This window comes from Trichococcus paludicola, assembly GCF_003052295.1.
Classification (GTDB): domain Bacteria; phylum Bacillota; class Bacilli; order Lactobacillales; family Aerococcaceae; genus Trichococcus; species Trichococcus paludicola.
The window spans coordinates 46,519-68,556 of record NZ_QBLC01000001.1 but is presented as its reverse complement, the minus strand read 5'-3'; the positions used below and the strand labels follow the sequence as shown (position 1 = coordinate 68,556).

General features: G+C 40.2%; 20 protein-coding genes. 3 read left to right on the top strand and 17 right to left on the bottom strand.

What is annotated here, in order from left to right; all coding sequences use genetic code 11:
• Window positions 1-1,353, bottom strand: coding sequence for a citrate transporter (locus C7R56_RS00285; RefSeq protein ID WP_107994649.1), 1,353 nt, complete (start codon window positions 1,351-1,353; stop codon window positions 1-3).
• A gap of 403 nt (window positions 1,354-1,756) precedes the next feature.
• On the opposite strand from C7R56_RS00285, the gene fabV reads away from it, so the two are divergent.
• Together fabV and C7R56_RS00275 are read left to right on the top strand one after the other, a co-directional pair.
• Window positions 1,757-2,953, top strand: coding sequence for an enoyl-ACP reductase FabV (gene fabV, locus C7R56_RS00280; protein ID WP_107994648.1), 1,197 nt, complete (start codon window positions 1,757-1,759; stop codon window positions 2,951-2,953).
• Between the two features lie 254 nt (window positions 2,954-3,207).
• Window positions 3,208-3,969, top strand: coding sequence for an AIM24 family protein (locus C7R56_RS00275; RefSeq protein WP_107994647.1), 762 nt, complete (start codon window positions 3,208-3,210; stop codon window positions 3,967-3,969).
• A gap of 94 nt (window positions 3,970-4,063) precedes the next feature.
• Here C7R56_RS00275 and C7R56_RS00270 read toward each other — a convergent pair whose 3' ends face one another.
• The 4 genes from C7R56_RS00270 to C7R56_RS00255 form a co-directional block, all read right to left on the bottom strand.
• Window positions 4,064-4,408: a metal-sulfur cluster assembly factor gene (locus tag C7R56_RS00270; protein ID WP_234402537.1), complete on the bottom strand. Its 345-nt coding sequence runs from the start codon at window positions 4,406-4,408 to the stop codon at window positions 4,064-4,066.
• Between the two features lie 17 nt (window positions 4,409-4,425).
• On the bottom strand, window positions 4,426-6,138 hold the full coding sequence (ilvD, locus tag C7R56_RS00265; RefSeq protein WP_107994646.1) for a dihydroxy-acid dehydratase: 1,713 nt from the start codon (window positions 6,136-6,138) through the stop codon (window positions 4,426-4,428).
• 175 nt (window positions 6,139-6,313) lie between these two features.
• Entirely contained in the window at window positions 6,314-6,790 is a 477-nt protein-coding gene (arr, locus tag C7R56_RS09050; RefSeq protein ID WP_268811281.1) for an NAD(+)--rifampin ADP-ribosyltransferase, read from the bottom strand.
• 405 nt (window positions 6,791-7,195) lie between these two features.
• Window positions 7,196-7,915 (bottom strand): DNA alkylation repair protein, encoded by a 720-nt coding sequence (locus C7R56_RS00255; protein ID WP_107995059.1) that lies wholly within the window; start codon window positions 7,913-7,915, stop codon window positions 7,196-7,198.
• A 348-nt stretch (window positions 7,916-8,263) separates the two neighbouring features.
• On the opposite strand from C7R56_RS00255, the gene C7R56_RS00250 reads away from it, so the two are divergent.
• Entirely contained in the window at window positions 8,264-9,331 is a 1,068-nt protein-coding gene (locus tag C7R56_RS00250; RefSeq protein WP_107994644.1) for a PQQ-dependent sugar dehydrogenase, read from the top strand.
• Between the two features lie 616 nt (window positions 9,332-9,947).
• On the opposite strand, the gene C7R56_RS00245 is transcribed toward C7R56_RS00250, so the two are convergent.
• The 12 genes from C7R56_RS00245 to C7R56_RS00195 all read right to left on the bottom strand — a co-directional run bounded on the left by C7R56_RS00245 (window position 9,948) and on the right by C7R56_RS00195 (window position 21,958).
• The gene (locus C7R56_RS00245) at window positions 9,948-10,523 is read right to left on the bottom strand and encodes a hypothetical protein (RefSeq protein ID WP_107994643.1); all 576 of its coding nucleotides are present in this window, start codon (window positions 10,521-10,523) and stop codon (window positions 9,948-9,950) included.
• Between the two features lie 202 nt (window positions 10,524-10,725).
• On the bottom strand, window positions 10,726-11,160 hold the full coding sequence (locus C7R56_RS00240) for a hypothetical protein (RefSeq protein WP_107994642.1): 435 nt from the start codon (window positions 11,158-11,160) through the stop codon (window positions 10,726-10,728).
• 50 nt (window positions 11,161-11,210) lie between these two features.
• On the bottom strand, window positions 11,211-11,717 hold the full coding sequence (locus tag C7R56_RS00235; protein ID WP_107994641.1) for a hypothetical protein: 507 nt from the start codon (window positions 11,715-11,717) through the stop codon (window positions 11,211-11,213).
• A 92-nt stretch (window positions 11,718-11,809) separates the two neighbouring features.
• Complete coding sequence (locus tag C7R56_RS00230; protein WP_107994640.1) at window positions 11,810-12,802, bottom strand: GTPase; 993 nt, start codon at window positions 12,800-12,802, stop codon at window positions 11,810-11,812.
• Window positions 12,803-12,863: 61 nt separating this feature from the next.
• Window positions 12,864-14,570 carry an anaerobic ribonucleoside-triphosphate reductase gene (nrdD, locus tag C7R56_RS00225; protein WP_107994639.1) on the bottom strand — a complete coding sequence of 569 codons (1,707 nt, stop codon included), beginning with the start codon at window positions 14,568-14,570 and terminating at the stop codon, window positions 12,864-12,866.
• A gap of 159 nt (window positions 14,571-14,729) precedes the next feature.
• Complete coding sequence (locus tag C7R56_RS00220) at window positions 14,730-14,906, bottom strand: Sec23/Sec24 zinc finger-containing protein (RefSeq protein WP_107994638.1); 177 nt, start codon at window positions 14,904-14,906, stop codon at window positions 14,730-14,732.
• A 105-nt stretch (window positions 14,907-15,011) separates the two neighbouring features.
• Entirely contained in the window at window positions 15,012-16,664 is a 1,653-nt protein-coding gene (locus C7R56_RS00215) for a recombinase family protein (RefSeq protein WP_107994637.1), read from the bottom strand.
• Window positions 16,661-18,067, bottom strand: coding sequence for a recombinase family protein (locus C7R56_RS00210; protein ID WP_107994636.1), 1,407 nt, complete (start codon window positions 18,065-18,067; stop codon window positions 16,661-16,663). The genes C7R56_RS00215 and C7R56_RS00210 overlap by 4 nt, the downstream gene beginning before the upstream one ends.
• A gap of 65 nt (window positions 18,068-18,132) precedes the next feature.
• Window positions 18,133-18,303 carry a hypothetical protein gene (locus C7R56_RS08995; RefSeq protein WP_159072103.1) on the bottom strand — a complete coding sequence of 57 codons (171 nt, stop codon included), beginning with the start codon at window positions 18,301-18,303 and terminating at the stop codon, window positions 18,133-18,135.
• Window positions 18,304-18,557: 254 nt separating this feature from the next.
• Complete coding sequence (locus C7R56_RS00205) at window positions 18,558-20,189, bottom strand: DNA primase family protein (protein WP_107994635.1); 1,632 nt, start codon at window positions 20,187-20,189, stop codon at window positions 18,558-18,560.
• A gap of 319 nt (window positions 20,190-20,508) precedes the next feature.
• Window positions 20,509-20,679: a hypothetical protein gene (locus tag C7R56_RS08990; RefSeq protein ID WP_159072102.1), complete on the bottom strand. Its 171-nt coding sequence runs from the start codon at window positions 20,677-20,679 to the stop codon at window positions 20,509-20,511.
• Window positions 20,666-21,958: a DNA polymerase gene (locus C7R56_RS00195; RefSeq protein WP_107994633.1), complete on the bottom strand. Its 1,293-nt coding sequence runs from the start codon at window positions 21,956-21,958 to the stop codon at window positions 20,666-20,668. Before C7R56_RS00195 ends, C7R56_RS08990 begins: the two co-directional genes overlap by 14 nt.
• Window positions 21,959-22,038 lie beyond the last annotated feature (80 nt).

Sequence of the window (22,038 nt, the reverse complement as noted above, 5' to 3'; positions counted from 1 at the left end):
TTATAAAACAAATGATAGAACGACAAGCAATGCCAAAGATGCCAAAATCCATTTACTGTTTCCTTTAACAACTTGAAGGATCGGAATATCAAAACCGGATGACTGAGCTTGCATCGTAATATTCACAAAGCTCATCTGGCTTCCCAAACCCACACCCATCGTGATGAAGCCAACAGCCAATAGCGGAATGTTTAAAGAAACTGCAATAGGCAGAATCAATGTCAGAATTGTCCCAACGTATGCCCCGGCTGGAACTCCGACAGCATAACCCGCAATGACAAGTGCAGGCACCAAGAAGTTTTCCGGAGCAAGCTTAGCAGTCTCAACAATCGCACTGAATGCACCGGTTTCTCCGATAATATTGATGAACGTAATGAATATACCAACTTGGAATAAACGCGTCAAAATATAGTTCGAACCCTCAACAAGCGCAGTCGACGACTGTTTCAAATTGAAATCTGTGCACACAGCAATCAAGCCAATTGTTATGACCAAATATGCCAACGGCCCCAGAATAGGCATACCGATTGCTTTGTTGATTACTGGGCCCGCGATTACCGCAAACAAAAGAAAAATTGCCGGAATCGTGTTGATGAAAAGTTCTTTATTTGTTTTGTTCTTGATTGCTTCGTCTTCTTCTCCTTGGAATAAAATTTTTCTCTTTTTAGCCCCAAAAAATCCGATCAGAACCGCGATCAGAACAAACAGCAACCAAAACGGACGCATAGTTGAGATGTAATCTGTTATGCTTGCGCCGGTTAAATTTGTTACAATGCTAGATTCCAACGAAGCCGGTGACGTTGTGAAAGATACAGCAGCAGCCAAGCACATTGCAGCGATCAACTCAGGAATAGCACCTACCGCAGCGAAAGCCAACGGAGCCAATACCATGGCTGTTCCACCGCCAATACCGGACATATAGGTTGCAGCCGCCATTAGGATAACAATAAACGCAGCAAAATATTCAACCTTTTCACCGATTGCGCGACGAACCAATGCTAGAGCGGAGCTGTAGCCCCCGGATTTAAACACCGCTGTAGCGATTGCGGAATTGATGATCGGAACTGTAATCGTCAACATTGTCGGAATGGAAGACAGCAGTAGTTCATTCGCTCGCACGAGAGTGATTCCGCCGATCACCATTGCAAGAACCCCACCAACAAAGCCTGCAATCAGCATATCAACCTTCATGAATAAAAGAACTAAAATGACGATTATCGGGATCACACTTGCAAAAGCCATAAGGCCTTCAGGTGCAGGGATACTTTGGATATCCGACTGCGCAAACGCAAACGTCGGTATTAAAAATGACAAACTTGTAAAAACGGCTAAAAAAGATAAAATCTTCTTCATGTTAGCGTACTCCTTTTTAATAAATATTTTTTGCAAAGGAAGCCCGACTCATAAATTTGACACCCATTCATTTTATCGTTCCCCCTGTCTAAAACATTATATTTGTCCTTGTATCCGCATACAACTGATGATAAAGATAAAAAGACCTGCTTAATTTATCCTTGGAGGATAAATTAAGCAGGATCGATTATCCTGATTCGATATTTCTTGTATAAATCATCCCAATACTCTATCGCTGCTTATTTTAAGGTTCATCTCGGTTTAGTCCACCAGTCATTCAGCTAAGCCTATCACTTGGTAAACGGCGGTTAATTTATACTCGAAATTTTGGCAGATAATTTATTCTTGAGACCCTTTTTCTGGTATTATATTCTTATGACATTTTAATGGAGGAAAATCAAACATGTTGGAATTTAAACAAAATATACGGGGAAATGTGGCCCTTGGTGTAAACCCGCTTGGATGCAAGCAGGAAGTATTGAATGAAATCGACTATGTAAAAAACAAAGGAACTTTTGCTGGTCCGAAAAAAGTACTGATCATTGGGGCGTCATCAAGCTACGGCTTAGCCACCCGAATCAGCTTGGCTTTCGGTGCAGGAGCGGATACAATCGGTGTTTCTTTTGAAAAGGGACCGAAAAACGAAAGGAACCTCGGCACAGCCGGTTGGTACAACAATATCGCTTTTCGTGAAGCAGCTGAAAAAGAAGGTCTGATCGCCAAAAACTTTGTGCAGGACGCCTTCAGCCACGAAAGCAAGCAAGAAGTCATCGAGTATATCAAGAACGAGTTCGGCGGCAAAGTGGACCTAGTCGTTTATAGCTTGGCAAGCGGCAGAAGGACAGATCCCGATACCGGTGAGACGTACACTTCCGCAATCAAAGCGCTTGGGGAGCCAGTGGTTGGTCCTAATATCAATATGCAAAATCAGGATTTCTATACGGAGACGTTGGAACCAGCAACTGATCAAGAAATCGCTGGTACGCTTAAAGTTATGGGTGGAGAAGACTGGCAATTATGGATGGAAGCGTTGAAAGAAGCCGATGTATTGGCCGATGGGATTCTCACGACAAATTACTCTTATTTGGGAACAGAGCTGAACCGTCCTTACTACGGTGGCGGCACCCTTGGTCTTGCTAAAGCAGACTGTGATGAAAAGGCGAAGACTATCAATGCGTTGTTGGCTGACATCAACGGAAAAGCCCAGATTGTAGTGGCTACTGCCGTGACAACTAAAGCAAGCTCCGTGATTCCGTTCTTCCCTGTTTATTGCATCGGTCTTTACAAAGTGATGACGGAAAAAGGCACGCATGAAACGCCAATCATGCACATCGACCGCATTTATCGCGATATGGTTTATGGCGCCAAGGCTGAGTATGATGAAATTGGCCGCCTGAGACCGGATAGCTGGGAACTCGACAGCGACACTCAAGCCGCAACGAAAGCCCTGATCCAACAATTGAACAAAGAGAATTTCAATACTGATATAGCAGCGTATGACATCCTTTATAAAGAGTTTTCAATTTTAAGTGGCTTCATGGTTGATGGCTATGTTGAACAAGACGTTACGATTGAAGATTTGAAGGCATTGGAATATTAAGCTGTTTTAGTGACACAAACAACCTTTATCTGCAATAATGAATGAAAAGTCTTGGCTCTGTGAGTCAAGACTTTTCTGCTTCTACGGATAGCAACATAAGCGTTCCTCTTCAATTAATTTATCAGTACCCGTCTATATATTGGGCGTAAATCAAAATAGTGTTATAATAATAGACATTGATAAAGCAAAATTGAATAAGATTTCATTGATCAGAAACAACTATTGCTTCTGTAAAAGAAAGAAGGAAAAGGAATATGTTTAGAATAAGAAATTTTGAAGATAATAATGACGTGAAGATTGTGGAAGAGCTAGGAGCTTTTAAAGTAGTGGAATATTTAAAAGATTTGAGTGTCGATCATATGACAGCTCAAGCTGCGTACTACGCTTCTGAAATGAATGTCAGAAGAAGACAGCTAGTATGCGATGTCAATCTTTCCGACATTACCGTTCAGTCAGGAGCTATGCAGTGGATGGTGGGGAATGTGAGTGCTACAACAGGTATTAAAGGAGTAGGCGATTTTTTTGGAAAAGCTCTTCGAGGAAAGGTTACTAATGAATCTGCAATTAAGCCTGAGTACACAGGAACCGGCAAACTGGTATTAGAGCCAACCTACAAGCATATTTTGCTTATTGATGTTGATGACTGGAATGGCTCAATCGTGATCGAAGATGGATTGTTTTTGGCTTGTGATTCAGAATTGAATCACAAAGCCGTTATGAGGTCTAACCTTTCTTCTGTTGCAATGGGCGGAGAAGGTCTTTTCAACCTGGGGCTTTCTGGTGGAGGAATTGTCGCACTTGAATCGTATGTACCCAGAGAAGAACTGATAGAAATAGAGTTGGAAAATGATGAATTGAAGATTGATGGGAATATGGCGATCGCTTGGTCCGGCAGCCTAGAATTTACAGTAGCACGATCGGGCAAGACACTCATGGGTTCAGCCGCATCCGGCGAAGGTTTGGTAAACGTTTATCGTGGGACAGGCAAAGTTTTGATGGCGCCCGTTCTCAGATAAAAGAAAGTCGCTTAAAAATCCAGTAATACTTGCGTTCATTCAAAAAAGGATCGGAACAAAGTGTATCAAAAACACTTTGTTCCGATCCTTTTTCTTATCTGCCCGGATTGATTCCAAGAGAAATGCGGCCGTAGCGGGTGATGCGATCCAACACCCAGGCGGGACTCCACACGATCTTGATTATGACCTCATTGATGAAACCCAGCGGTTCAAGCTGTTCGTGGACTCCCTTTAAAATATGCTCCGAACAAGAGCAGCCGGCGCCTGTGAAGGTTAACCGGACAGTGCAAACCCCGTCATCATCCAGGCCGATGCCATAGATCAATCCGAGGTTGACGATATCAAGACCGATTTCCGTATCCATGACGTTCATCAGTTTTTCTTCCAGCTCTTCTTTGTGCTGGCCCGCTTGACCAGTATACTCGATGCTTTGTTCCAACTTGCAGCACACCTCCTTTATTTCCCCTCAAATGGATTACGGTTGAAAAAGTCGGTAACGGCGCCTTTTGATGCAGATGAAACGATGTGTGCGTATTTGCCCAGGACACCCCGCGTTTGCAAAGGCGGCAACACCAATTTTTCGCGTCGTTTGGCCAACTCTTCATCCGATACTTGCACCGTCAACTCCCGCGTATCCTGGTCAATGATGATCGTATCATTCGTTTCCAGCAAAGCAATTGGGCCACCATCTTGTGCCTCCGGTGCGACATGCCCAACCACGAACCCGTGTGAGCCGCCTGAAAAACGGCCATCTGTAATCAGGCAGACTTTGATGCCTTTTCCGGAAATAATGCTCGATAAGGACAACATTTCTGGCATACCTGGCCCACCTTTTGGCCCGACAAAGCGGACAACCACCACATCACCGTCCACAATCTCCCCGTTCAGGGTCGCGTCGATTGCCGCTTCTTCGGTGTTGAAAACCTTCGCAGGCCCTTCATGGCGTCGTTCCTTCAGTCCGGAAACTTTTACGACGGCGCCATCAGGAGCAAGATTGCCTTTCAAGACAATCAACGGACCATCTTTGCGTTTCGGATTCTCAAGCGTCATAACCACGTCCTGGCTTTCTGCTAAAGGCGCCACGTTTTCCAAGTTTTCCGCCAGCGTCTTTCCGGTTACGGTCAAACAGTCGCCGTGCAGCAAGCCGTTATCAAGCAAGTATTTTTGAACGGCGGGGACCCCTCCGACATTGTATAGATCTTGGAAGACATATTTTCCCGAAGGTTTCAAATTGGCCAAATGCGGTACCCGTTTTTGGATATCATTGAAGTCCTCAATCGCAAAGTCCACCTCAGCGGCATGGGCAATCGCCAATATATGCAAGATGGCATTAGTCGATCCGCCCAATGCCATCGTGATCACCACGGCATTTTCCAGTGATTTACGCGTGATGATGTCACGCGGACGGATATTTTTTTCGATCAAGCCGATGATCGCTTCGCCTGCTTCGAAGACATCCTTCAATTTATCACCCGTTGCAGCAGGATTTGACGATGACCCCGGCAAGCCCAGCCCCATCGTTTCAATCGCCGATGCCATTGTGTTGGCCGTATACATCCCGCCGCAAGCCCCTGGTCCAGGACAGGCGTTGCATTCGATCGCCCGTACTTCTTCTTCCGTCATTTCGCCGTTGTTCCACTTTCCGATGGCTTCAAAAACGGATACGAGATCGATGTCATTACCATCCTCATCTTGCCCCGGAGCAATCGTGCCCCCATAAACAAAAATAGATGGAATATTCGCATTCGCCATCGCAATGACAGAGCCCGGCATGTTCTTGTCGCAGCCGCCGATGCTGATGAATGCGTCCAGATTCTGGCCGCCAACCGCAATTTCGATTGAGTCCGCAATCAGATCACGCGAAGGCAATGAATAGCTCATCCCCGGCGTCCCCATCGCGATGCCATCCGAAACGGTGACTGTCGTAAACTGGATCGGCCACCCGCGCTGCTTCTTGATGCCGTCTTTTGCGATTGCAGCCAGGTCGTTCAAGTGAATATTGCAAGGTGTATTCTCAGCCCAAGTACTGATCACTCCGACCATAGGCTTTTTAAAGTCTTCGTCATGCATGCCTGTCGCGCGCAGCATCGCACGGTTCGGCGACTTCACCACCCCATCATAAACGAAGCTGTTGATGCGTAAATCTTTTTTGTTTTTTGCGTTATCCATTCCCAAACCCCTCCCGTAATTTCATGCGCAAACGATACTTACTATTAATCTAATCGAATTTTAACATTTTTATACATAAAAAACTAACGGGTTCCCTTGATGATTCAGGATATGACAGAGATTGTCTTTCGAAAAGATGAATTGCCCTATATTTCCAGGTACGAAAGTTGTCTCCTTAATTAATGATTTCTCCTTTATTATTGGCCAACTTTTCACGCCACTGGCGAAGTTCCTCAGGTGTCTGTTGCAGCCAATCGGTTACTTCGCCAACAATTTTTAAAGGTTCTTGTGAGCGATAGGAACGCGTCAGATTTCCCGGAAATTTCTTATCCGTTACATTTGGATCATTTTCGAATTCCTCTGTTGGTTCTACAACATATACCCGTTCCGAACCATCGCCTTTTGCTAATGAGGCTGCAAGTCCTGCTCCACTGACCAAGGCAGTGAAATAAATGTGGTTCATTTTAAGTTCGGATTTGTAATTCGATTCCCCTTTTGCTGTCAGTAGATCTCCAACCTGCAAGTCTGCTTTTGTCCCATGAAAAAAGGGGCCTGGGTCAGAAGGCGTTCTCCTATACGAATTTGATAATTCATAATTCTCTTTCGCCTTTTCAGAATCGGATAACGCCTCATAGCATTTAGCGATGTTCAAATATAACGATGGAAAAGCACTCTTAACCGCCTCGTCATTCAGTTTTAACGCAACCTGCAAAGATGTTTCGAACCATTTTAATTTGTCTGAACTATTTTTTTGATGTCGGGCTACATAATAAGCCGAAATAAATTTTTCAAAATCTTCTGTTGCTTCACTCCAGGCTTCAAGAAATAGTAAGCTTGCCTCTTCAGGTTTGCCGCTGTCTTCCATGCCCATGCCCCGAAGAAGCAGTTGAATGATTTTGTTGTTGGGATCGAATTGATTATCCATCTTCTTTCACTTCTTAATTATTGAACCGCCAACTGAACTATACTGATGCCCTGCTCCTCAAAAAGCCACTGCATTTTGCAACGTCTAAATGCAGCTTACAAAAGCTACGAAAGTGAGAATGCTGACTCTTACTCACTTTTTCTTCTCTGTTTTCATGGCCTCTTGCTTCATTGGCTTTGGCATTTTTTCTATAGCATACCTTAATGCAGTTCTGGGCATTATGTCCCTCTTGCTTAACACATACTGGTATACTTCATCTTCATACTTGGTGCATAAAGACTTCAGCATCCAGCCATACCCTTTTTGCACTAAATCATCAGTATCCAATAATAAACTGTCTGCAATTTCGAATATATCGTCTTTAAATTGACCCTTTTTGGCTGGGATTATAAGCGATACAGCTGACGCCCGCCTAACCCATCTATTTGGAGATTTCGTCCAATCTTTTAATTTATCTATGTACAATGGATACATTTCCAAGAATGTTCCAACAGTGTGGTTACATAAAGTATCACAAGATGCCCAGTTGGTTACATATTCATCTATCCATCTTTCAAACAGAAGAAAATCATCTTCAGTGTACTGTTTCTTGATCGCATATGCCCAATTGCAAGCAATAAAAGATTCCTCCATTGTTCCGGAAATCCACAATTGTTCACATAAATCAAATATTTCTTTTTTTGAAAGCTTTTCGACGCTTTTAAAAGCCTCTTTGGAAATCTTCGAGACTGTCATCGTTTTTACGCCATAGAACCTTACTTCTTCTTTAAAAAATATTTTGCCACTTTCCTTTGTCGTTTCGTCTGAATTGTTGCTTAGTTCCTGCCTTACCTGTTCGATTATGTTAGACATAGCCCACCACCCTCTCAAACTTTTACCCATTCTTATTTCTCGGTACGTTGAAGTATGATCATTTCGCTTTATTATCTCAACACCGGTGAATTTAATCAATTTATTGTAATCATCCTTTGTTGTAAAAGTACCCTGTCAAAGAACCGTATCATAAATAAAAAACTCAATTATTTATGACATGCATGTGCGGATTATTTTAGAAGGATATCTTTTATTGCTTCTTTTTTATCATACTCTTCTTGTGTGATACATCCATATCTATATAAGTTGCAACGAATTATTTCATCTCGTCCTACCCTCGCAGTATAATGACCTTAAAGAGGCTTATTCGCGAAGGAGCGGAAAAAAATGAAGAAAATCTTTTTTCTGGGGTTATCTGTGTCACTTCTATTAGCAGGTTGCTCGTCGCTAAAACAATCGCCATCATCGGATAGCACTGAAGCAAGCAATCAGCATAGTGATGGAGCTGTGGAGTTAGCTGGAAATTTAGACGTGCCCTGGTCAATTCAGAAGCATGAAGATGTTTTTTATATTAGTGAAAGACCGGGAAACATTGTAAGAATTGCAGGAAGTGAGTTAGAACGGCAAACAGTTCATTTAAGCGAAGACTTATCTGGTGGATCAGAGGCGGGATTACTTGGTTTTATCCTAGACCCAAACTTTGAAGAAAATAATGAAGCTTTTGCCTATTATACTTATATAAACGCAAAAGGAACCTTTAATAGAATCGTCAAATTGCGCTTGGAAAATAACGAATGGGAAGAAGATGAGATATTGCTGGATCAACTTCCAGGAGGAAATTTTCATGACGGCGGACGATTAGCCATCGGACCAGATAATAAATTGTATGCAACCGTAGGAGATGCCCATAACCTCAATGAAGTTCAAGAATTAGATTCATTGAATGGGAAAATTTTAAGATTAAATCTCGATGGGACAATACCTGAAGACAATCCATATAAAAATAGCTATATTTTTAGCTATGGACACCGAAATCCACAAGGGCTTGTTTGGACTCCTGATGGGACAATGTACGCAAGTGAACATGGAAATAGTGCCAACGATGAAATTAATATAATTGAAGCAGGAAAAAATTATGGCTGGCCACTGATTGAAGGTACAGAAGAACAGGAGGGCATGGAAGGTCCGTTATTTACCTCTGGTTCTGATGAAACTTGGGCCCCTTCTGGCATGGATGAGTGGAATAATCACTTATACGTAGCTGCATTGAGAGGGAGTGCTATTCTTGAGTTTGATTTAGAAAATCAAACTATTCATTCTTTTATTGAAGACTATGGAAGGATAAGAGACGTTTTAATTGTTGGTGATGACCTATTTTTTATAACAAATAACCTTGATGGTAGAGGTAATGGATCTTCCGATGATGATAAATTATATCGAATAGAATTAAAGTGAATATGAATAGGAAGAATTCTATATGAGAATATTTATTATAGGTGCTCATCGATGAGTGGGACAACACCCAATTAGAATTATAAATGAATCAAGTGAAATTACCCTATTGCCATGGCTCGTAAAACAGAACAGTTTGAGGAATATTAGGATGGTTCTTAAGTAATTTCTTTGCAAGATGATTTGGAAGGCAAAAAACAAAGCGGAACGCCCGTCATAATGGGCTTTCCGCTTATTCGATTCTATTCTCTTTTTCAACCCATTTCTGTAGCTTACTCAGGAATGCTTTCATACCGACATTCCCCTCAAAAAAATGACCTCTCAAACGTGTTCTGATTCGCAGAATGTTCCGCATAAGCTGACAATCCCACACGGCCAAGAACAGGCCGTTTAGTGATTGTCCTCTTAATACTCACCTTCTGAACGCGAATCATCACACTCTCTCATTTATGATAAGCATGTGCGTATCATATTCAACTGCGGTTTTTTTACCGCATTAGTTGTGTTGTGGACCCCATAGCCCACTAATGCTATTAGAAAGGTTATCTACGGAATAAATAGAATACTTTGCTCTAAAAACCTCCCCAAAAAAATAACTCATATAATACAGTGAATTTAATTATTCATATGTTATTTCTACAAAGGATTGTGCAAATTCTTTCAACATTGCAGGTACAACAATCTCATCTAATAATGAATACCCGTATTCGATATGGCCACCATTAATATCGATTCCACAAATAAGATAACTATTTGGAGAATTTACTGCCATAAGCTTTGTGTTTTCAAATAATTCAAATATGTAATAACATTCAATGTAGGAACCGTTATTAGGCATTATCGTTCTTATTACATTAAAGTTACTCTTAATGTCATTGATTCTGATCTTTTTTTTGCTGCCAATATTATCAAGCATAGCAGTAAAAATAATATCGGAATTTTGGTCTATTTCAATGCTTGTTAAAGCCCCAACTTCTTCAGGAGCAGCAATTGGCCAAATCTCTCCTGGGTATGAAGGGAATTTCATAGTACCAAATTCTGGATGATTGAAAATTTGTACTTGGGGTTCAAAGGAAGTAAGTATTAAGTTTGATAGTTCTTTAACAGAAATTTTAGTTGCTTTGCTATCTACTCTATTCTCATTTGGATAACAAAATAGATCATAAAAATCAATTGTTTTAAAATTAGAAAACATTTTAAATTCCCCCATTTATTTATCGATGTCATTCTCCAAGCGCAGCTGTTCAAATACCATATTTTGATTTTCTTTTTTATTTCCCTATTTTTGGTGTTTTCAAGCGATTTTACATTGACTTGCACTCTTTCATTACGGGTTAAAGGGAGGAACTCCTCCACCTCAACTCTGACGTCATTCTATTTTGAAGACATCAATTTTTCTATTCTAAACTATTTTGAATTAACTCCACAAATCTAAATGTATGTAACGCATCTATTCCTGAGGCTACTATCTCAAAAATATCTCTTGGATCAAATTTATTCGAGTAAATTAAAAATTGGTAAGACATACTAATGGTTCTATCCATTTTATTTGCAAAACATGTATATACTGTTGGATAAGAATTTAGATCATTAGCTAATACAGCTGCTGAAATCTGTTTTTTTTCAGGAAATGTGTGTAATTTAAATTTTACAGTTACAATATCAATACCCTCAACTTCTTGTCGAAATTGTATTTCATGTTTATAAGTAGCTGTATGACGAGACCCCATACAGCCACTTATGCTTGCATAGTTATTCCCTTTGCTTTTTAAGGTATATGGAGGAAGATTGTATTGGTTTACAAAATCTAAATAAGCATTCAAAGTATTCATTTGTCGTTCTCCTCTAAAATTAATGAATGGCTAGTATAAAACTTTACCTGTTATTTATGCATTAATTGATTATACAAAGAAATTGCATCCAGATAAAATTCACTAGCCGTGCTAGTAGTTTTACTATTTGTTTGAGCAGGAGGAACTATTGAAATCCCTTTCAAATCGCTGCCTGTATTTGATAATGGATGTAGATAAGTAAAATCTAAGAAAACTCCATCAGTTCTTTGTACTTGGTTACGTAAAATACAGTAATTATTTAGATTAATGTCATATTCATATAAACTATTATCATTATCATCGTCTAGGGTAGAAATTTTAATATTACCGTTGTTTAGAAGTTTCGAAGTTGCATACATATGATGAATGTATCCTTCGGTATATCCGACCATGCCATGAAAATCATTTACTATCTTACGTTTTACATCAACTACTCCAGGGTAATAATGTTTATTAAAAATATCAACAATTGATTCTTTACTCATTAATTGGGTGTCCACGCTGTAGTTACCTGCACTAACTTCTCTAAAAGTAATAAAAGATATATTTGCATTCATTCTACTTACCGCCTTTTATTTATATTTAGTATAATATTGATGAAAAATTAAAAAACTGCGACATTAGCAATTTAATGAATTCGGTCCACATTCTAAAATAATTTCTCCTTAATGAAGATTGAGCTTAGGGATTTTAATATTTCTGCATCAAGCTCAATGTTGTTCTCATAGGCATATTTTACTGCGTATCCTAACCCCAGAGTTAAAGACCCTGCTACACTCCCAGAAACTATTGAGCCAGCACCCGGTATAAGTTTTATTGCCTGCCTGAATATATTTTTCCCTAAACTTCCCATCAACGAAGAGAGTATTAATTCTTTTGCTCTGTCTTTCGATATCGACTTTTCATACAAAGTTGCCAACTTTAACATAAGCCCAACCTGTATGGTCGTTAGTGGAACAATATCCGATCCAGGAATTGGTGCCGCGCCTACTCCTGCAGCAGTAGCTGCCGCGGCTAAAATCCACTTATCGGCGGTTGATGACTTTGCTTTGATGCTTTTTGCGAAAAGAATATCTTTGTTTTCTTTTTTGAGGATGTCCAATATTGCATTTCTAAGTCGATCAATGTGTTCACCAGTTTTTGAAGATATTGGTACGACCCTATAGTTATAACCAGTCATATCTTGAACATATTTTACCAGACCCGGTATGTCGTCAGCGGCATCAATTTTGTTCATGACAAATATTATCTTCTTATTAATTTTACTAATTTTATCAAAGTATTTCTTTTCACCATCAGAAAACACCGTCCCTGCGGCATTAAGGAAAAATAAAATAATATCAGCTTCTTTAAAGAATTTTACGGTTTCTTCAGAGTTTTTACTGTTGATATCATCCAATCCAGGGGTATCTGCAAAAATGATTTTGTTTTTATATTTATACTTCTTTACTATTACTGTTTCTCCTGGTTGGGCCCCAACAGCTGCAACTTCCTCTCCGACAAGACGGTTGATTGTTGAGGATTTTCCAGTATTGACGTCACCAATCATTGCAAATAAAATTTCCTTCTCCAGTTGTTCATTGATACGATCAACCTCTTCTTCATATGCTCTCTCAAAATCACTCTCGTTAAATTCAATCATGTACTTAACACTCCTTGTAATTTGAAATTTTTATATGTCTTACCATTAATCTGACAACCCTTTACGCTCCAAAGTGGTTCTTCCTTCTATTATTTTCCTCGTTCAGTTTGCCTTTCCCAAAATTATCCAGCATCTCCAAATAGCCAGATACACGTCTAATTCTATAAATATCAGAACTACCACAATTAGGACAACTGTTATAAAACCCCTCATGTCCACATTTTTTACATATGTCCAAAGGGAAGTTAAAACCTAAGTAATTAATATCATTTTCCATAGCATAGTTTAATATTGAAAGTAAAGCATCAGGATTATGTATCGGTGCTTCCCCCAACTCAACGTAGCTTATGCTTCCGCCATTACAATATTTGTGGTACGGCCCTTCTAATTCTAATTTCCTAAAAGCGCTAACATTTGAATCAACCTCTGTGTGAAATGAGTTTGTGTAATAGCCTTTGTCTAGACAGGCATGAGAATATAGCCCCTTATCAATATCTAAAAAACGACTACTGATTCCCTCTCCAGAAGTGGCCAACAGACTGAAATTCAAATTATATCGACTGGTATTCTGATCCATTTTCTTTCTCATAAACTTCACAAAATCGATTGTTTGCCGCCAAACACCTTCATCTTCACATATCTTTTTATCAAATAAAATCTCTATAGTCTCTGACAACCCTATAAACCCAACTGATAATGTTCCATTTTTTAGAGTATCAACTAAATCATTTTCAAACGGCGTATTCCAAAGTTGGTATTCATTATTCGCTGGAAATAAACTAACGTCTTGGCGACAAGTCTTTTTAAATCTGTCCAACAAAATTTGGCTGGCTTTATCCGCAACTTCTTCCCATTTTTTGTAAAGAAAAGTTAGCCTTGCACCAATTGGAATTGATTTATTTCCCACGATCTCAAATGCAATACGAGGCAAGTTAATAGAAATGTTCGCAATGTTCCCTCGTTCTATAGATGTTGCATCCCCAAATAAATTCGCACTAACATTTGTTCTGCATCCCATTATAGACAACTTCATGCCATCAAATTCAGAAAAAGATTCCGAATCACAATTTAGATAAGTCGGATTCATTCTCTTGCATGAACATTGAATCGCTTGTCGGAGAACATCATAATTAGCGTCAGATAAGGATGCATTAATTCCTTTTTTTACCTTTATTACAATATTAGGACGTAACATAAAGTCACTTTCAGATAGTTCATTTATAATGACTTTAATCACATGTCTGCCCACAGTTGTTGTATCTAATCCCATATTCAAAGTGACGTAATAATGTTCTTCTCCATATCTCGTTCGAGTTTTATTTATCCAATTCAGGAATTTTTTCAAACTCAGTGCTAATAGGTTTAAATTTTCTTCCGAATCAGCTATATCAAACCGAGAAAATAGAGCGCTGATTTCATGATCAAAATTAGCGAAACTTATGCCTCCAGATTGCTCGTTACCAATGTTAGATATAATTTCCTTATAATACTCAACTATATTAAGTATCTTTTCGAAATCATTTCCCGCGTTGCACATGTTGATTTTTGCAGAATTCAGTACATCTAATGAGAGGCAGTTATAAGTTAGACCATAGGCTTCCAGATCATGTATATGTATATATCCCTCTTCATATAGCCTTCTTGCATCCAATTCTATCTGAGTTAATATTTCATTTTTTGTTTGTTGTACCCCCTTCTCGTACAGCATACCAACAAATGTATCCTTTTTTGCTGCATTATTCGCAGTATAAGATATAGGCCTCTTCATCAAAAAATCCTCTCAATCTCGAAATATTTGCGGTCTCTAATGAGAAGCTTTCCATTTCCGAAGACAGCTAGTCACAAGTGATTTATCGTTTTAATTTATCTAGTGATGGTAAAAAAGCCTAAAAGAGTACATTATTGACTCTTATAGGCATAATCCGCCTTAGTCTTCTTCGTCTTCTTCGTCTTCACAACGAATATTATCTTTGGATATACTGCTTTTAAATCCACATTCGGTACATTTCCAAAGATATTTGTGATCATTAAACCCATCTTGATTGTTAAGAGATGAACCACACTTATCACAATACCAATCGACATCAGGAAATCTTTCAATCATTTTCCATCCTCCAATTTAATAGTAATATTTTGATTTCTACCTCTCAATTATAACAACCAATTCGCAATTTACCTATCTTTATTTAATCATTTTTTAATCAAATATTTATACGGTTATTTTTAGTGTTTTGGGCAAAATAAAAGAGCCAACAGCATGTGTTTCTGCTGTTGGCTCTGATGACATGAATTCGTTCAGTCGGTCGATTATAAGTTGATCGAACGTCATGTATATTTTAAAATCGCTTTTGCTTTCTTTATCAAAGGTAATCCGATCTACGAATGTCTTTAAGATCGCTTTGGTCGTCTTCTTCGAGTCGGAATCTTCAATTAAGGCATTCACCAACTCTAAAACTCTTTTAGAGTCTGCCCTTTTAATATTGTAGCCTTCAACTTCCAGCATGCAATTCAGCTCTTTAATACGCTGCTTGTGATTGTAGTACTCAATTTCTAGATGCTCGATTCGTGTGCCCAGTTCACTTGAAAGTTCGGGCGTATCTTTTAGTAAGGTATGCCACCTGTCGATTTTAGCCTGCGTTTCCACCAACTCTTTCTCGAGGGTCTGTAGTTCCAATTCCCATGGCTTCCGTTGTGATTTAATCTGTTGGTTGAGCTCATCGATGATTTTGTTCAGGTTTTCAGGAAAAGCTATCACTTCGCGAAGCCTATCCAGAACAAAAGATTCTGCAACGTCGGCACGAATACTGTTTGCATGACATACAGTCGCACCCTTATTCCGGGAATTTGCGCAAGAGTAGTATCTGATTCTCTTTTTTGTGCCATCTTTCCGCTTGTTCGTTGTATTGCTTGCAGCCATAGCACCACCGCATTCAGGACACCGGAGCAGTCCAGTAAGAATGTTTTCGCCTGCGTGAGTCCATTGCGGTTGCTTACTTTCCATTTTGATGCGTTCCTCCACCTTACCAAATATTTCCTTGTCAATGATGGGTTCATGGGTGCCTTCAACTAGAATGTAGTTTGGATTGTATCCTTTGCGGCGCTTATTTTCCCAGTCTTCATAACGGTTGTAACGTAGCATACCGGTATAAGTTGGGTTCATCAAAATATCCTTGATGGCAATGGTACTGAAAGTATTTCCCTTCACGGTCTTATAGCCCATTTTATTCAAGGTGTTGGCTATGGCTCGGTATCCGTTTCCCTCTAGATATTTTGAAAAAATCATTTGAACGACTTGTGCTTCTTTTGGTTCGATGGTGAGGATCTTCATTCCATTTTCATCCCTGTCGCTCCGGTATCCCAACATCCGTCCGCCAGGAAACCGTTTGTTGTTTTTCACCAGTGATTTCATGGCCATCTTGACGTTTTCACTGATTTGAGATCGTTCAAATTCGGCAAAGTTGGCCAGCAGCCCCAACATCATCTTCCCGGTACTGGTCGTGATGTCGAATGATTCGGAAATACTGTGAAGCTCCACATTGTTCGAATACAATATTTCGGCAATGTTCATCACATCCTTCATGGATCGACCTAACCGGGTTAGCTTCCAGATGATCAGCACGTCGAATTTACCTGACTTAGCATCCTCCAATAACCTTTGAACTCCCGGACGTTTGATGATGTTCTTGCCGCTGATCCCCTCATCAGCGTACACGTCAATCAACTCGCAGCCTTGCTTTTCTGCAAACATTTCAATATTTTTTCGTTGCCCAAGAAGGCTGTAGCCTTCTTCTTTCTGTTCCGCAGTACTGACGCGGATATATCCTACTGCTCGTTTAGTCTTTGGCCCTGTTTCTACTATCATAATTTGATTTCCTCCTGTTCAATGATGTTGATTTTGAGATTTTTTAAGTAAATTCCTTTAATTCGGTATTTTTCATCCATGTTTACGCGTTCCACCAGATCGAAGTAGAACTTCTCCGGGAGCATCTGCTTCTTGATTTGATTTTTTTGTTCGAGCAGAGCTTCCAAGTCTTTTCTTCTGACCGTTACTTTTGGTTTGCGATTAGTAGTGGTGCTCACCTGTCTCAGTGCTGAAAAAGCTTTGGAGAACTCTTCCGGACCGATACTCCCTTCTTCGAATTGGAGAAGGAGTCGCTCCTTCCTTCTCGCTTGTTGTAGCTGCTCTCGCCTGGATTGCGTGAACTCTTCGCACTGTCGGCCCTCGATCTCGCCCACCATCTGTTCAAGTACCTGGCTTTGAACAAGGAATTGAATCACTGCCTTCTTCACTTCTTTTTCAACCGTATCCGCAGGGATTACGCGTTCTTTGCATTGAGGATTGGCACAGTAATAATAATGGTATTCGATCTTATTGTTGCGTTTCATCTTGGGTGTTAGCTTCTGATTACAGCATGGACAAGTCAGCTTTTGCCTCAGCCAATTTTTTCTTGTACTGACCTTTGCTGACTGCTTCCTTTTTCTTATTTTTTGAACAGTAACGTATTCCTCTTCTGAGACTACGGTTACATGAGAGCCTTTGTACTCACCACCTACACCGCCGCCCTTAAAGATGCCATAGTAGGTTTTGTTGCTAAGGATGCGATGGATATCTGTTTCAACAAAGGGACGATCATTAAAGATGAAGTTCCTTTTGGTTAGTTTGTTTACTATTTTTTCGTACCCAAATTCACCTGTCAGGTAAAGATCATAAATGTACCGAACTACTTTCAACTCTGTCTCTACTGGAAGCAGCTCGTCCTGTGAGTAGCGATATCCAAACGGCACATTGGGCGAAAGCGGCTTGCCTTCCCTTCTTTTTTGAGCTAATCCCAAATTCACATTCTCAATGATCATATCTCGCTCAAACTGCGCCACTAAGGCGTGAACATGAACCAACATTTTCTGCATGGGGATGTTGTCTGAATTAAGAGAAGATTCCATTACCGAAATCAGCCTTATTTCATTATTTTCCAAAACTTCCATAATCTTGAGCATGATTCCCACGTCTCGGCTCAGTCGATCGAAGCGATAAACCATCAATGTGCTGTAGCGCGAAGACGGTTCCTGAAGGATTGTCAAGAGTTCCTGCAGCCCTTTTCGTTCTTCGAGTTTAGCACCACTGATACCGCAATCTTCAAAAATCTTACTTTCTTGCAATTCTGGCAGTTGAAGATCTGCTGCTTTTTCTTTGATAGCAGCCAACTGCATCTCGATGGATATCTTATTCTTCTTCTGCACTGATGTCCGTAAGTATGCAAATATCATAGTACATGCATCTCCTTTGATAAAAATAAACCAACCGACAAGGCGTCAGTTGGTTCATGGTTATTTCATAGAGTTTTTTCTTTCATTAGGGATATTAAATCATCGAGATCCCACATCCCCGCTCCAAATATTTCATCCACATCAACAAAGATAGCTCCCTGACTTTCACACATATACTTTACTTCTTCTTTAGACATACCGAACATATTTATCTCGCCTCCAATTTTAGTTTTCATTCATGTAATAACCAGAAGATTTTTCTTCATGATTGATCAAATACGGTAATAGTTGTTCCGCGACCGTTTTTATAAAGGTATAGTTTTTATTGTTGTTCCCCATTTTTAATTCCCCTCCTTATAGTGTAAATTTCCATCCATTTTAGTAGCAGGTTTCTCCCGCCAATTGGTTGTATTTGCAGTGATTAATAAAGCACTGGCATCTCTGCGCTCACTCCACACAGTAGTACAACAAGTGATGCCAGTGAATCATTTTAGTTTTCCGTTTTGAGAGCGATGTCACGCACGATAGTTTTTCCGTTGGATTTCTTTCTTTCACACTCTATGAGCTCTTTCCGTGCTGCTTCATCGAACATTCGCCAAAAAACTTGGGGAGAATCCGTCCCTTTATATGGGTAGCCCTTCCCGACCATCCACATGCGGTAAGCATTCATAAATTCGGTACTTTCGATTTTATTATTGGGTTCTTTTATAACTTTTTCTTTTACGAAACGCTCTACTGGATTCCCAACTCCAAAGTATGATTCCTTCGCCTTATCCATGGCTCCAGATTTCGTAAACTGAAAGTTATTTCCCATCAAGCGCTTCAATCCGGCAATCGTCCAGTTCAGAATTCCTTGCAATTCCGCCGTTAACTTCTTAGAAAGGTCCTTATCTTGCTCGTCTGGTGAAAATGTTTGGTTGAAAGGGAGGATAATCAAACGCCTTTCAAATCCAAGACTGCTATCGCTGAGGATGGGCAGTTCATTTACGAGAAAGACGAATTTCGTCGGGAGGATTATTGTAATTTCAGTTTTGTTCTTTCGGTTTACTGAAATTGCTTCACCTGCAGTCAAGGCCTTCAACTTCCCTGTTTTGAATGCATCTGCGTCAGATTCTGTAGCCAAATTCAATTTCATTCCAATCAACGGTTCGAGTCCGAATTCGCTGTTGAAATTGGACAACGGCACCGATGACACGTTGGATATCCCTACCAGCTGAGCCAAAATATCGAATAAAGTGGACTTGCCATTTGCTCCCGAACCCACCCCAATCAGTAAGGCATTGGCCTTGTGTCCGGAATACAAAGTATAGCCGAACCATTCTTGAACAAATTTAACTGTATCTTCATCTTCGAAAACTTGTGTTAAGAACGTCTCAAACACTGGACATTCAGCTGTCGATTCATAAGAAACGTTACTCCCCATCGTCGTTAAATAACCTGGAGAATGCTCAACGATGTCTGCTGTCGCAGTATCAAGTGTTACATTATCGAACGGATAATAAGTCCGGTTAAACTCTGATGGATCAATCATTTCAACTTTTCGTAATAGAATATCCACGATTGCTTTTTCCAAGTTGGCTGTCCAAGAGTCTACAACATTTGTCCCTAAATAGTGGGTCAGTTCAATAATCAACCGGGAGATGGCAATCTTGCCATCCTCCCAACGACCATTTGTGTGGTTGTAAATCAAAATTATCTCTGGATCCTTTTGATTTATCCTCAATGAATACAACTGCATAATCCGCTCTGCCATCAATTTCCGATTGACCCATAGTTTTCGTTCCTCTGAAAGTTCAGCAGACATTACTTTGCGAGCAGCCTCCAACATTAATGCTTGGAACGCTAGCGTAAGTTCATCAGAACCGGATATTTCACCATCCAACCCTTCTAACAGATCATAATTATTTAAAATTCTTTTCATGACCGGTCGAAGTTCATATCCCACACTTAGTTCGACCAAGATGTTTCCTTGCCTATCATTCGGTACCTTACCAAGCTCTTCTTCAAAGTGCGAGTAGGTACGCAGGGCTTCTGGAGTGATGTCGCAGTTTTCAAACAGTGCCTCTTGATTAAGATATTGACGGATCAGACGGGCGTTTTCCTTGTTCTCAAACAAAATCATGCGTCATCCCCCCAATCGGCAGACTCTTCATCTGACAACTCATCCGCGTACTGCGATAGTTCCGTCGCCATCGTTTCGGTTGGTACGAAAAAGTTCCAATTGTTTAGGCGAGCGAATGATCTTTCTTCATCCGGCTTGTAATATGATAGTGCTACGGTTCCCTCTAGGCCAATTACTTCACGGATACTAGGTAGATCCTCTTTACCGAGAGCAGTTGTTGCTGATAAGATCATCTGATGGAATTGACTTTTGTAAGAAAAATCAACAAAGACGCGATATCCTTGGAGAGTTTCCTGACGATCTTGTTCTTGCGTGTGAGTCAGCTGAACTTGCAGGACGATGACATCTTTGTTTCCCCAGACTTGGTTAGAATGGTGTCGAACTTCGCATCCAATATAAGGAAGTGATTGATTCCTTCCTTCGCGCCTTTTGCAAAATTGCTCAAACGGATTACGCTATCGTTCAATTTGATATTTTCATTTTTTAACATGATTGTTTCCTCCAATTTCTTCTACATTAAGTAAGCCTTTGACGGGAAATCCCGGGAAAAGTTTCAGTATCTGTTTCTCGTAAGCTATCATCATTTCGTCCAGCTGCCCAGATTCAGGCTGCCCCCTCGTAGGTGCATGAATCCAAATTTCATCGTGCACAACATGAATGACCCTAAAATACTTGCTGGCAACCACCATTAAAATCTTGATAGCCACCGCAACACTTGATTGAAGGCCAAAATTTCGTTTCTGAGTCGGGGTGAACTTAGCCAAAGGACGTATCTCACCGAACGGCGTGAGTAATTTGTCGCTTCTTTCTTGTTGATCAGTGAACGATTGTAACTCAGGGTAGGCACTCTGAAAAGCAGCGGTAATCCGCGAAACATCCGCGCTTGTCACTGATGGCAATAATTTTCGGAAATTTTTGACAATCGTCCCCACCCCTGCACCATAAAGCATACTGAAAGCGTATACCTTGCCCAAAGATCTAGCCATATTCGCATCACAGAGCTCAAGGGATTCCAAGTTTGTTGAAATCAGATCCCCAGTCAATTGATGGATGTCTTGTCTGTTATTGAGCAGGTCTAGCATAGCGTCACATCGTGAGTAATAAGCCAAAAACCGTAGTTCAGCGTTGCTGAGATCAAGCGATAGGATTTTGTACCCCTCAGGAGCAACAAAATAAGAACTCATTTCTTTTGGAAGAGATGTTAAGGGCAATTGTTTTGCAAAAATTCGTCCAGAATAACTGACATAGCTTTGCCAATGCCCTTTCAGCAGTACACCATTTGTACATTGAGTACCGTTTATCAATAATGTATTTCCCCATTGCTGATAAAATTGTGTTTTTGCTTTATAAATCAACAATAATTTGTATAGGCGATGAAATTCTCTGTATTTTTGTAAGTCTTTCATGCCAGTAGCTACAGGTAAATTATTTTCCTTAAGAAAGTAAACTATGTCTTCCTCGTTGAAAAAGTTTGCCTTGATAGGTACATATCCACCAATTTCATTTGTTATCTGATTCAATGCTTCTCTTGTCGACTGCATCCCATCTTCGAACCAACTATAAGATAAAAGCAATCCTCTTTCTTCCATTTGAATCAGAATTGGATGTATACTCACTTCCAAATCATGGAGCCTTCGAAAAATCCTTGAGGCTCTCAGCAAAGCATGAGCTTCTGTACTATCACACGAAATTCTGTGACTATAAGGAAGCAGAAACAAATTCTGAAGCATATTATCGGAGAAGATCGTCATATTGGTACTATCATTCATAGCCGACACACCCTAACGGTCACTAGCTTCTCACAGTAGTATCTTCGTGGGCCGGATGCTGGTTCACCTCTGCCGACACT

Excerpts from the sequence above, each read along its gene's own strand:
- C7R56_RS00255 (WP_107995059.1), bottom strand. The coding sequence starts at position 7,915 with ATGTCTAACATAATCGAACAGGTAAGGCAGGAACTAAGCAACAATTCA.
- C7R56_RS08995 (WP_159072103.1), bottom strand. The coding sequence starts at position 18,303 with ATGAAAACTAAAATTGGAGGCGAGATAAATATGTTCGGTATGTCTAAA.
- C7R56_RS00205 (WP_107994635.1), bottom strand. The coding sequence starts at position 20,189 with ATGATTTTGTTTGAGAACAAGGAAAACGCCCGTCTGATCCGTCAATAT.
- C7R56_RS00220 (WP_107994638.1), bottom strand. The coding sequence starts at position 14,906 with ATGATTGAAAGATTTCCTGATGTCGATTGGTATTGTGATAAGTGTGGT.
- C7R56_RS00285 (WP_107994649.1), bottom strand. The coding sequence starts at position 1,353 with ATGAAGAAGATTTTATCTTTTTTAGCCGTTTTTACAAGTTTGTCATTT.
- C7R56_RS00195 (WP_107994633.1), bottom strand. The coding sequence starts at position 21,958 with ATGAATGATAGTACCAATATGACGATCTTCTCCGATAATATGCTTCAG.
- nrdD (WP_107994639.1), bottom strand. The coding sequence starts at position 14,570 with ATGAAGAGGCCTATATCTTATACTGCGAATAATGCAGCAAAAAAGGAT.
- C7R56_RS08990 (WP_159072102.1), bottom strand. The coding sequence starts at position 20,679 with ATGTTAAAAAATGAAAATATCAAATTGAACGATAGCGTAATCCGTTTG.
- C7R56_RS00210 (WP_107994636.1), bottom strand. The coding sequence starts at position 18,067 with ATGATATTTGCATACTTACGGACATCAGTGCAGAAGAAGAATAAGATA.
- C7R56_RS00250 (WP_107994644.1), top strand. The coding sequence starts at position 8,264 with ATGAAGAAAATCTTTTTTCTGGGGTTATCTGTGTCACTTCTATTAGCA.
- ilvD (WP_107994646.1), bottom strand. The coding sequence starts at position 6,138 with ATGGATAACGCAAAAAACAAAAAAGATTTACGCATCAACAGCTTCGTT.
- C7R56_RS00240 (WP_107994642.1), bottom strand. The coding sequence starts at position 11,160 with ATGAATACTTTGAATGCTTATTTAGATTTTGTAAACCAATACAATCTT.
- C7R56_RS00235 (WP_107994641.1), bottom strand. The coding sequence starts at position 11,717 with ATGAATGCAAATATATCTTTTATTACTTTTAGAGAAGTTAGTGCAGGT.
- C7R56_RS00245 (WP_107994643.1), bottom strand. The coding sequence starts at position 10,523 with ATGTTTTCTAATTTTAAAACAATTGATTTTTATGATCTATTTTGTTAT.
- C7R56_RS00215 (WP_107994637.1), bottom strand. The coding sequence starts at position 16,664 with ATGATAGTAGAAACAGGGCCAAAGACTAAACGAGCAGTAGGATATATC.
- fabV (WP_107994648.1), top strand. The coding sequence starts at position 1,757 with ATGTTGGAATTTAAACAAAATATACGGGGAAATGTGGCCCTTGGTGTA.
- C7R56_RS00275 (WP_107994647.1), top strand. The coding sequence starts at position 3,208 with ATGTTTAGAATAAGAAATTTTGAAGATAATAATGACGTGAAGATTGTG.
- C7R56_RS00230 (WP_107994640.1), bottom strand. The coding sequence starts at position 12,802 with ATGATTGAATTTAACGAGAGTGATTTTGAGAGAGCATATGAAGAAGAG.